This window comes from Virgibacillus sp. CM-4, from assembly GCF_000445495.1.
GTDB lineage: Bacteria > Bacillota > Bacilli > Bacillales > Amphibacillaceae > Virgibacillus > Virgibacillus salexigens.
Genome location: NZ_AUQA01000005.1, coordinates 149,541 through 161,129 on the forward strand (window position 1 = coordinate 149,541; position 11,589 = coordinate 161,129).

Genomic DNA, 11,589 nt, shown 5'->3' on the forward strand with positions numbered 1-11,589 from the left:
CACTCCCTTTAAAACATGTTGATTAGTTCAACGATACTAAGATATCCAAACATTAAAACACAGCATATCAATACAATGTTTGCGAGCCATCCATTCTTATAGGCGCTTTCTACTCGATTAGAATTTAATAACCACAAAAGCGTAATTGCCAAAAATGGCATGAATAATGCGCCAAGGGCACCGTATAAAATAACAAGAAATACTGGCTTGTCAAAGAACAGCAGCAGCATTGGAGGAAAAGTCAACCAAAGTAGATAAGCTCGGTATGCTGGATCTTTTTCAGATATTGGTTTTACTGTTTTTTCCGCTTTTCCGCGCAGCATCCTTACAAAATCTGCGAACAAATAAGGTACACCATTCCAAACACCCAGTAAGGAAGAAAATGCCGCACTCCAAGCACCAATTAAGAACATCCAACGCGCCACTTCACCAAACTCATTACTGAACATGGAAGAAAGTGTGACAAGACCCTCTTCCCCGTTAATTTCAATTTCACTTCCATATAAAAACTCTGCCCCTATTACGAGCAATGACACGGTAAAAATCCCTGTGATCACGTAACCAATCGCTGAATCAAGTTTCATCATTGGAATCCACTTACTACCTTGCCATTTGTTTTCTCGAATCCAGTAACCATATGAAGCCATTGTAATAGTACCACCAACACCTCCAAGGAGACCCATAACCAGTAATAATGATCCGTCTCCAGTGCGAGGTACAAACCCACTTAGAATATCGCCAATATTGGGTAAAAGAATAACTGCTGAACCAACAACAGTGATGAACATAATACCTATCATGACTGTCATAATACGTTCGAACAGCTTATATTTTCCTGTTAATACAAGGGCCATACCTGCAAGTCCATGTATGATCGCCCAAGCCCATAACGGCATAATCGGAAACATCGTTACCATCATTATTGCACTCGTAGACATAGCAGCTGCTCCATAGCTTAAACCCCACAGTATAGCATAGACGCCGAAATAACCGGTGGCCCATTTCCCCAGCGAGTGGAATCCCTCAAGAATTGTTCTACCTGTTGCTAAATGCCATCGCCCCATTCCTTCTGTGAAAAAATACTTAAAAATAGCTCCAACTACAATTGCCCATATCAACGTCATGCCAAACCCTGCACCTGCAACTAACGCAGCAATCAAGTCGCCAGTTCCAACACCGGTTGCCGCTGTAACAAAACCAGGCCCTACCATCTTCAGCTTGCCTTTCCATGTTGTCGGCGGTGCTAATGATTCATCCGTATAATCTACCGCTCTTTCTTCCACTGTTTCAGCACGCATTTATTTTCCCCCTTTGCTATAAATAACGTTTTCGAACGCCTTCTAGATGAACAGCCATTGCTTCCCTCGCTATGTTAGCGCTTCCATTTTTGATCGCATCATATATTGCTTTATGTTCCTTAAGCACCATACTGGATCTTGCTGGTACATGTAATGTGCTTTCCCTGCTTTCCTTCAATCCTTCTCGAACTTCACTAGATAACATATACATGACTCTCTCAACAATTGAATTGCCCGCGGCTCTTGCTATTGCCATATGGAAGGCTAAATCTTCTTCCGCTCCATTCTCATTCTGTTCTGCGGCCATTTCTAAATTACGATATGCGCTTGCAATATTGCTGATTTCTTCCCTGTTCCCACGAATTGCCGCATAATACGCAGTATCTCGCTCTAAAGCTAGTCTAAACTCCATTAACTCTACAATATCAACAGAAACCCCATGAATAATCGCATTGATTTTTGCAATCACATCGTTATGGTTGTTATTACGCAGGTAAACTCCACTGCCTTGTTTAATCTCCACTACACCTACAGATTCCAATACGCTAAAGGCTTCCTTAACAGAACTTCTCGACACCGAAAGACTTTCTGCTAGATTACGTTCGGATGGTAATTGTTCTCCTAAAGCAATCTCTCCCTCCTCTATCTTTTTTCTTAGCTGGCGAACAATCTCCCGATAGACCCGCTGCTTCTTTACCGGCGAAAAATCCATATCACCATTCCTCTTTTCACATACTGGTAAATTGGGTGGTCCAGTTTGATACAGTATAGAATAAAATAATTATTTAAGCAAGAATATTTTGTTAATTGTAATGAAAAAGAACAACGTTTTAATTATATTCAAAGCCTCCCATGTTTTTTTGATGATTAGGCAAGCTTCAATATTTTTTATAGTTGGAACACTAATATTAAGAAATGATGTAGATAATATGAATAATTAACATTAATCAAAAATTAGATTATGAATAACTATCAAATTTTTAGGTAGATTTTGTTAGATATTGTTACCTAGAAAAAGAATGAAATATAGCTTCCATTGCAAGAACATCTTAAGCACAAAACTAGATTTCGACTAGGAGGGCACATGGAACCAGCACCTTGCTCATGCTTATATATTCCTAATTTCTTTTACAGAATCTTTTATTTCCATTTAAATACAGTTTATATTCCTTTTTTATACTGAAGGTGATTTCAAATATTTTATATTTTTCATGCAAATCATGTAAGAAAGGAGAAATTGAAATGAGTAAAGAACGAAATTTGGAGAAAATGCTCAAATCGGAGTCCGAACGTCTGCTCAATCATTCGATGGATCGGAGGAATTTTTTATCCCAGACTACAAAGGTAGCTGGTATTGCTCTAGGAATGACTTTAGCAAGTCAATTTAATGGATTAAAAGTAGAGGCTTCTCCACAATTTACTGGCTATCCATTTAAATTAGGTGTTGCTTCCGGAGATCCGCTATCTGATAGTGTTGTACTGTGGACAAGACTGGCTCCTGAGCCTTTAAACAATGGAGGAATGCCAAGCTATAATGTCCCTGTGGAATGGGAAATTTCGGAAGACAAGCATTTTAAACATATCATTAATCATGGTACAGAACTTGCTCGTCCCGAACTGGCTCACTCCGTACATGTGGAAGTTTTTGACCTTGAGCCGAACCGTGATTATTATTACCGTTTCAAGGCAGGGTATGAAGTAAGCCCAATTGGAAAAACAAAAACATTGCCTGCACCTGGTGAAAACCTAGGAAAATTAAGCTTTGCTTTTGCCTCTTGCCAACAATTCGAACATGGATTCTATACTGCTTATAAGCATATGGCCGAAGAAAAGCTAGATTTCGTCATACATCTTGGAGACTATATTTATGAATATGGGCCAAACGAATATGTTGCAACTACAGGGAACGTTCGCACACATAGCAGCCCGGAAATTATGTCATTAGACGATTATCGAAACAGACATGCGCAATATAAAACAGACAAATACCTTCAGTCAGCTCATGCAGCATTTCCATGGATCGTTACCTGGGATGACCATGAAGTAGAAAATAATTATGCCGATGATATTCCGGAAAGAGATCAATCTGTTGAAGAATTCATCCGAAGACGAATCCACGCCTATCAAGCTTACTACGAACACATGCCTTTACGAGAGTCCAGCCTTCCGCAAGGAGCAGATATGAATTTATATCGCCGTTTTACTTATGGGGATTTAATTGAATTTAATGTTCTAGATACCCGTCAATACCGCGATAATCAAGCAAACGGAGATGGCATCAAACCTCCAAACGAGGAATCTACTGACCCGAATCGTACCTTACTTGGAAATGAACAGGAGAACTGGTTGTTAGAAGGTCTTGGACGCTCGAATGCCCGTTGGAATGTGTTAGCTCAACAAATCTTCTTTAATCAACTTAATAATGATATTGATGGTGAAGTTCTTTACAATATGGATGCTTGGGATGGTTATTCTGCCAATCGTGATCGTATACTCGAATACGTACAAGAAAATGATGTCAAGAACTTAGTTGTTTTGACAGGAGATGTCCATGCAAACTGGGCTGGAGATATTAAGACCGACTTTGACGACCCGGATTCAGCAACGCTTGGGTCAGAATTTGTCGGAACTTCAATCACTTCAGGTGGGGATGGAAGTGAAAAGCGTCAGGATACCGATGCGATTTTAGAAGAAAATCCACATATCAAATTTTTCAATGACTTCCGAGGATATGTGCGGTGTCAGGTAACACCTGAGAAATGGACGGCAGATTACCGTGTCGTATCCTATGTAAGCCAACCTGGCGCACCAATCCATACAAGGGCATCGTTTGAGATAAAACACGACCAGCCTGGTTTAGTTTCCAAACAGGACAAGCCATTGTCTACACATAAGAAGCAATCGAGTGAGGTGGAAGAAGACCGCATTAAAGCGCAAGATAAAGCACATGACAAACAAGTACAGAAACAAGGCAATGGAACGGGAAATTGATTTGTGAAAAGGTCCCTTAGATGAGGACCTTTTTGCTAACGTATCAGTAGGAGTGGATAGGGGTCTTTAGACATACAACTTGTATAAATGGATGAAGGAAGGTGTATCAATGTTATCCTCAATCGGTATACCAGGGTTAATCTTGATCTTAATCATTGCTTTGGTAATTTTTGGACCAAAAAAGCTACCAGAAATCGGAAAAGCAACTGGGCAAACGTTGAAAGAATTTAAGAAAGCTACGAATGATTTAACAAGAGACACAGATAATGAAGAAAAAACCAGTGTTAATAAAAATGTTGAATAATTATTGGACAGGTGAAGATGTGGGAACCCCTGCATCTTCCTGTATGTTATAAGAAAGGAGTTACCAATTTGGAGAATGAAATCCAATGGAAGGTCAAAAATGAAATGGATATCGTTGGTCATCTGTCGGAATTAAGAAATCGAATCTTTGTAACCGTTGGCTGGTTTGTTTTATTTTTTTTAACAGGTTTTCTTTTTGTGGATTATATTTACACATTTTTTATCAATGATATTGATATCGATTTAATGGTAATCAGCCCTTCGGAAATCATCTGGATTTACTTCCGCATGGCCGGATTAGTGGGACTGACGGGCATCATTCCTGTCATCGCATATGAGATTTGGGCGTTTGTGAAGCCAGGGTTAACTGCAAAAGAAAGAAAGGTTTCTTTATCATACATCCCTTTCTTATTTTTATTATTTATTGGTGGTCTTGTATTTGGTTATGCAGTTTTTGTAAAGCTGATATTCCCTTTTATTCTTTCCTTATCTGAAGGTATGTTTGAAGTTATGTTAACCGTGGACCGCTACTTTAAATTTTTATTTGGAATGACGATACCATTTGCCTTTTTATTTGAACTTCCAATCATTGTCATGTTCCTAACAACACTTGGAATTCTAACTCCAGATTTTATGAAGAAAATCAGGAAGTATGCCTATTTTGTATTAATTATTATATGTACCATGTTAACTCCACCGGATCTTGTCATGCCATTAATTGTAGCATTACCTCTCATCCTGCTATACGAGATTAGTATTCAATTATCGAAATGGGTATTAACCAGGCAACGTGTATCCGAATCTTAACACATGAGGAACGATGTGACTGGTAGCATTCATTCAGAAAAAACTGTACATAAGCCGCGATTTCGAATGAAAATTGCGGCTATTTAACATCCGTTCAATAGGAATAAATAGAATGACAGCATATAGCATACTGACAACATGTAATTCCAAAACGAACCTCACTACATACCTCCGTTTTACTTCTTCATTCTTCTACTCTATTACTTATTATGAATGGGTTGAATGGTTGATAAGGGTGAAGAAGGCATTTACTTTATCCTAAGATTTATTGTAAACTGAATTCAACCACTTATTGAAACGATTTTATTATCAAGCTACATTTATATATACTTAAACTATTACGGAATAAAAACAATAAGGAGGAAACGATCGTGACGAATAAACAGGAATTATCAAAGGAACAGCGTGAAGCGTTATTACATGCATTGAGAGATCGTTTTGAAAAAAACATGCACCGCCATAAAGGACTGGAATGGGATAACGTTCAAGCAAAGTTGGCTAATAACACTGAAAAACTATGGTCACTCAACGAAATGGAACGAACTGGCGGCGAACCAGATGTCGTTATTTATGATAAAAAGAAGAACGAATTTATTTTTTATGATTGTTCAAAAGAAAGCCCAAAAGGTCGTAGAAGTGTTTGTTATGACCGAGAAGCGCTGGAGTCAAGGAAAAAACACAAACCGGAAAATAATGCTTTTGATATGGCAACTGACATGGGCATTGAAATTTTAACGGAAGAACAATATCGAGCATTGCAGCAACTTGAAGATTTCGATTTAAAAACATCAAGTTGGGTACAAACCCCCTCTGATATCAGAGAACTCGGCGGTGCCCTTTTTTGCGATTACCGCTTCGGGCATGTCTTCGTCTATCACAACGGCGCATCCTCTTACTATGGTGCCAGAGGATTCCGTGGCTCGTTAAGCGTGTGAATGATTCCATGATCGAACGCTTTTCTTGGACCAGAAAAGCGTTCGATAGTTCATTTCGACCTCGGAAATCTTGTTGAATCATTTGCCTCTAATCTATCACTAGTTAAATTAGTAATATTAAGCTGATGCGTTTAAAACTTGTCTTTTTCAAATGTACCAATGAAAAATATATACCTATCGTTTTTCTATTCAATATAAGTAATAGAATAATATTCCTTAAATCCAAACATCATTTTCGGCAGTTAATCCAGATTCAACCTCACCAGTGTTGACTACACCTTTAGGTTCAACTATCATGGCATGACATTCCGTTTCGGAAAAAGTCTTATGCTCTATCCCTTTTGGTACCACAAACATCTCTCCTTGAGAGAGTTTAACTTTCCCATCTCGAAATAGGATCGACATTTCACCTTGTAACACAATAAATACTTCATCCGTATGCTTGTGATCATGCCACACAAAATCACCTTGTATTTTGACTAACTTAAATTGATAGTCATTTATTTCACTAATAATTTTGGGAGACCAGTGATCACTGAATTTTGATAATTTTTCCCTTAGATTAATGGCTTGGTATATGATATTTATCCCTCCATCTTTTAACTTCCTGTCAATACTAATTTTTATTACCTACTAATAACTAATTTCTATTCTTTACATTTATAATACAGTCATGTTAATAATCATTTTAATTTTAAAAAGAACTATCCCGTCAACTTTTACAATGTCGTCCATAAATAAAATAGCATGAATCTAATGAATGTTGCCCCAAAAGTAAGTATGCTTACTTATACAGTTAATATTACACTCCTTGGTCCACACTACCCAAACCAAGATTTCAGCTTTATATTTTCATAGATATCTCTGTACATGAGATTAATTTCCATAAGGTTAAACTGGTTCTTTTCGAATCGTTGTAATAGTGCTTGGTTTGCCTTCCCATCAAAGTTATGTTCTAATTTATTTATGATATCTCGATGCTTTTCCGAAAGCGGTTGAACCGCATAACAATGGGTAAGGTATTGCTTGAAGTATTCCACATTTGATTCTAAATCAGTTCTTATTTGTTTTTTCAACTCTTTTTCTTGCCTATTCGTTTCTAAATAGTTTTGCCACCAGTCAGTAATATCCTTATCCTCCATTCAACCCACCACTTTTCTACTTCAAAACTGCATTATTTAAGTTGTAACCATTGAGCAAGTAATTGATCCATATGGGCAAAGTCCTTGCTCATCTTATCCATATTGTAAGCAATGTCTCCTGTATCTAAATGAGATTTTTGGAGTTTGGCCAATAGGTCTTCCAATTCACCGATATCCAATAGCATGGGCAACCCTTCTGGCCCAATATCTGTTAGATCATGGAAAATTTCCTCTACATGAGAAGCATGTAACTTATCATACTTGCCAACACCGACAGCACTCATGTATTTATTTTTCAATTCGGTCATCGTGGTTATGTAGTCATCGAGAAAATGCGTCAATGCCTTTCTTGTGGCTGCAATTTGTTCCTCACTTTCCTTCATCTCGGTAACGTAACCATCCATTAAACTGGACTGGATACGAATATGAAAGTCAGAAACACCACTATTTTTCAAAACTAGAGGAGACATCGTTAATTGATCTTGTATCTTTTCATCGTATAATAGCCCCGGCAAGAAATAGCCTTCCTCATCATACATGCTATTAGCCATATAATTCTTAATGCCGTGGCTACTTAATCCCCAGCCTCCTTCTGCCGGATTACCCATATAGTAAACAGAACCAATCGAATCTTTATAGAAAGTTCCTACAGCATCATCCGGATAGGTGTAAGAAATGACATTATCCTTAAACTCACCACTTAATGCTCGCTTTTGATTTTCTTCAGATAATAAATCAAAGACATCCGCTGCAGCAAAGGTAACGGCATTCGAATCATACTCAACTGCATAATATTGAGCAAGGCCACCGCCTAATGAGTGACCAACAAAGGTAATATTATTGGCTCCATATTTCTGCACATATTTATTTACAACATGATCCGCTTCGGTAAATTGATTTTTATTGGTATACGTGATGGTTTGATCGTTGGGGTTTAACTTAGCCTTACCAGTAGCGAGAGCTGCATCTTGAGATGGAGTGGCCAAATAATCTGTTTTTCCATATTCTTTTTTGCTATAATTGGAATCACCAAGGACGATTCCCTCTACATCTTCCTGAACATCTTTTACGAATTCGGAAAAGTCCGTGTCTTTCGTTTCATAAATCAGATTACCATCTTTTAGTATTGCTCCTCCTCCAGCTCCGGCTAAGCGAGCATCTTGGGAGGGTGAACCAACATACTTTTGTTCTACTTGTTTCGTCGACGTTTTTGGGGTTTCCGTCCCACGAAAACTGATAACAACTTCCTCTGTATTGGGGTTCTGTAGAACATAGCCATGAAGGCCGGTATCTTTATCTTTGATGGTTTCGATTGATTTCCAGATGATTTTATCACCGTTACTGTTTGAAAAGTTGATTTCTTTTTTGTTATCTTTGTAAGTTTCGTTTGAAATAAAACTTGCTTCAAAATCGGTAACGCCCTTACCCATAGAAAATTCTCCTTTCTCTTTTAAACTTTTTAAAGAGGTGTTTTTATTGAAAAAGAAGAAGAACTTATTAATTTTTATTATAATTACCATTATACTATTAGGGGGTTGTAATTTGAACCAAAATAATGATAAGTACGATAAAGAAACAATCTCTAAAGCTAATGAAGTCACTAAGAGTTTCATTGAAAATAACTACAAAGGGGTTCAATCTATTGAACTAGAAGAACCTTATCAAAGTCCAATGGGAGCCATGACTGTTGATGGTAAGGTGAATAGTAAAGGCGGTTTCTCAATAACTATAAATGAAGACTTTACGGTAGCCGGCATTAGCATTGAAGAAGGTTTTCCAGATGAAAAAGATGAGTGTAAGGAAAAATTTTGTGATTATTAAATAGGGCTGATATTCACCATGTGGAAATATCTTATGTTTTTTATAGTTACCACTATAATGCTTACTGGATGTAATGTGAGTTCAAGTATCGAAACCTATGATGATACAAAAGCTACAGAAGCCGTCAAGCAGTATTTAAAAAATAATTTTGAGGGGATCGAATCCGTTAAGGTCGATGATATCTATCAAAGTCCAATGGGAGGATTAACCGTTGATGGCAATGTTAATGAAGGAGTTGCTGACTTTTCGGCAGGGGTTGAAAATGATTATACTTTAGGGAGTATAGGGTTGAGTGAAGGGTTCCCCGAAAGGAAGGAAGAATGTAAAGAACAATCGTGTAAATAATAAGCAGGACGGTATTCAGCATGTGGAAATACCTTATGTTTTTTATAGTTTTTTCTAGAATTCAACTCATCAATTACCATTGATACGCTTCTAACGATAAAGCTCCTCAGCAAATTGTTTTTTTGTTAAAGGTCTTTCACTGTCGACATTTATAATACTTGAATGTTGAAGACTCTATACCGAAATATAATTTTCTTTGCAACAGTCTCGATTGATGGTGGTGGGGTAATTTTTTCTCTGACATTACTAAGAATTTTTGAATGAGTTGTAAAAACAAGAAAGCGCTCGCTGTTATCGAGGGGGAATTCATGTGAATTTTTTCACATATATTGGTTACTATCCTTGGGGAGGAATTCATATGTCAAAAGAGCATGGGAACCGCGTTGCACTTATTGAGCAGGAGCTGTAGGAAATAGTTATGCATTTGCTATGCTGAACCAATCCCTTACTGAAGAATTTGTAATCATCGATACAAATGAAGATAAAGCCATGGGAGATGCCATGGACTTGAACCACGGAAAAGTATTCGCTCCAAATCCAACGAAAACATGGGACGGTCACTATGAAGATTGTAAAGATGCCGACATCGTATGTATTTGTGCAGGGGCTAACCAAAAACCTGGGGAAACTCGATTAGATCTTGTGAAAAAGAACTTGCCATTTTTAAAACAATTGTAGACAATGTATGAATAGTGGATTCGACGGGATCTTTTTAGTTGCTACGAACCCAGTAGACATTCTTACGTACGCGACTTGGAAATTCAGTGGATTGCCAAAAGAGCATTTCATCGGAAGTGGCACAATTCTGGACTCTGGTCGATTCCGCTTCTTATTAGGAGAATATTTTGACGTGACATCTTCTAACGTTCATGCCAATATAATTGGGAACATGGAGACACTGAACTACCCGTATGGGACTCATGCAAATATAGGCAGTTGTGCTGCCTATATTGGAGTTAATAGAACATCATAAAGAATACAACATGGAAGATCTGGATGACATTTTTACAAATGTTCGTGATGCAGCTTACCATATCATCGAGAAAAAAGGTGCAACCTATTATGGTTTGCTATGGGACTGACTCGTATAACCAAAGCTATTCTTAACAACGAAAACAGTATCTTGACTGTGAGTGCTTATTTAAATAAAGAATATAACACACAGGACGTTTATATCGAAGTACCTGCAGTTGTGAATCGTACAGGAATACGTAATATCGTAGGAATCAGCTTAAACCAACAAGAACAATTCGGGCACAGTGCTCAAGTACTTAAAGCGATCCTAACCGTTAATTTTGAAAATTAACCAAGGTCTTAGTTTAATAGTCGAAAAGAGTTAGTGCACTAATAGCTACTTTGTTTTTTACCGCTGACACGATTCGACATTGTCATTGTACTTGATCGAAAATATGACCAGGGCGTGCTTGGTCACAAGAGTATTAAAACGACTGGTGATATATATGCTCACGTAAAGAAAAACCGAGAGTGCATCAACTAAAAAGCAGGAAATTACTTCGAGAAAAATACGAGTGGTCACTATATGACCACTCACCTGCTATTCTCTTATAAAAACTATAATTTATGTACACCTAAAATAACTCCTCAGAACTCACGCTACGCAACCTCATCTTCCTCCGTTCAAGTTAAAATAAACCCTTTGCAATGAACCCCCCTACTCTATCATGTCCAGTTAAAAACATGCCGTTATTCCGCTTTTTTTCGCCTTTTCTGAGTTAACAAAGAAATTTTCCGAGAATGTTGCGTAATGGAAACACACGAGAAAACTGAGACAAGACAAGGGATGGGCATGAAAAAGACCCTGAAATCGGAAATGTTTATTTTCACGAAATCGAGGTCTTAATCGGAAATGTTTATTTTGGTTCGGTGATTTATATTTTAATTAGACAAATTTGTACCATTAAAATAAACATCCCTCAAATCACCCAT

The 11,589-nt window shown here is 37.6% G+C and carries 11 protein-coding genes and 1 pseudogene; 7 read left to right on the forward strand and 5 right to left on the reverse strand.

Going from position 1 to position 11,589, the window contains the following annotated elements; genetic code table 11:
* Positions 1-8 precede the first annotated feature (8 nt).
* A complete protein-coding gene (locus M948_RS32870) occupies positions 9-1,298 on the reverse strand; it encodes an Nramp family divalent metal transporter (protein WP_021290719.1) in 1,290 nt (429 codons plus the stop codon).
* Positions 1,299-1,314: 16 nt separating this feature from the next.
* Entirely contained in the window at positions 1,315-2,010 is a 696-nt protein-coding gene (locus M948_RS32875) for a FadR/GntR family transcriptional regulator (RefSeq protein WP_021290720.1), read from the reverse strand.
* A 530-nt stretch (positions 2,011-2,540) separates the two neighbouring features.
* On the opposite strand from M948_RS32875, the gene M948_RS32880 reads away from it, so the two are divergent.
* The 4 genes from M948_RS32880 to M948_RS32895 all read left to right on the forward strand — a co-directional run bounded on the left by M948_RS32880 (position 2,541) and on the right by M948_RS32895 (position 6,334).
* Complete coding sequence (locus M948_RS32880) at positions 2,541-4,289, forward strand: alkaline phosphatase D family protein (RefSeq protein WP_021290721.1); 1,749 nt, start codon at positions 2,541-2,543, stop codon at positions 4,287-4,289.
* Positions 4,290-4,398: 109 nt separating this feature from the next.
* The gene (tatA, locus tag M948_RS32885) at positions 4,399-4,593 is read left to right on the forward strand and encodes a twin-arginine translocase TatA/TatE family subunit (protein ID WP_021290722.1); all 195 of its coding nucleotides are present in this window, start codon (positions 4,399-4,401) and stop codon (positions 4,591-4,593) included.
* 104 nt (positions 4,594-4,697) lie between these two features.
* The gene (gene tatC / locus M948_RS32890) at positions 4,698-5,399 is read left to right on the forward strand and encodes a twin-arginine translocase subunit TatC (RefSeq protein WP_369759874.1); all 702 of its coding nucleotides are present in this window, start codon (positions 4,698-4,700) and stop codon (positions 5,397-5,399) included.
* A gap of 368 nt (positions 5,400-5,767) precedes the next feature.
* Positions 5,768-6,334, forward strand: a complete 567-nt coding sequence (locus M948_RS32895) for a DUF4256 domain-containing protein (protein WP_031335421.1) — start codon at positions 5,768-5,770, stop codon at positions 6,332-6,334.
* Between the two features lie 216 nt (positions 6,335-6,550).
* Here M948_RS32895 and M948_RS0121860 read toward each other — a convergent pair whose 3' ends face one another.
* The 3 genes from M948_RS0121860 to M948_RS32905 all read right to left on the reverse strand — a co-directional run bounded on the left by M948_RS0121860 (position 6,551) and on the right by M948_RS32905 (position 8,906).
* The gene (locus tag M948_RS0121860) at positions 6,551-6,916 is read right to left on the reverse strand and encodes a cupin domain-containing protein (RefSeq protein ID WP_031335422.1); all 366 of its coding nucleotides are present in this window, start codon (positions 6,914-6,916) and stop codon (positions 6,551-6,553) included.
* Between the two features lie 239 nt (positions 6,917-7,155).
* Positions 7,156-7,476 carry a hypothetical protein gene (locus M948_RS32900; protein ID WP_021290726.1) on the reverse strand — a complete coding sequence of 107 codons (321 nt, stop codon included), beginning with the start codon at positions 7,474-7,476 and terminating at the stop codon, positions 7,156-7,158.
* 32 nt (positions 7,477-7,508) lie between these two features.
* The gene (locus M948_RS32905) at positions 7,509-8,906 is read right to left on the reverse strand and encodes an alpha/beta fold hydrolase (RefSeq protein WP_021290727.1); all 1,398 of its coding nucleotides are present in this window, start codon (positions 8,904-8,906) and stop codon (positions 7,509-7,511) included.
* A gap of 112 nt (positions 8,907-9,018) precedes the next feature.
* Here M948_RS32905 and M948_RS32910 point away from each other — a divergent pair, with 112 nt between their 5' ends.
* From M948_RS32910 to M948_RS32920, 3 genes and pseudogenes are all read left to right on the forward strand, one after another.
* Positions 9,019-9,297 (forward strand): hypothetical protein, encoded by a 279-nt coding sequence (locus M948_RS32910; protein WP_031335424.1) that lies wholly within the window; start codon positions 9,019-9,021, stop codon positions 9,295-9,297.
* Between the two features lie 75 nt (positions 9,298-9,372).
* On the forward strand, positions 9,373-9,642 hold the full coding sequence (locus M948_RS32915) for a DUF1433 domain-containing protein (protein WP_196806072.1): 270 nt from the start codon (positions 9,373-9,375) through the stop codon (positions 9,640-9,642).
* Positions 9,643-10,000: 358 nt separating this feature from the next.
* Positions 10,001-10,948, forward strand: a pseudogene (locus tag M948_RS32920) (L-lactate dehydrogenase).
* The last annotated feature ends 641 nt before the right edge of the window (positions 10,949-11,589 follow it).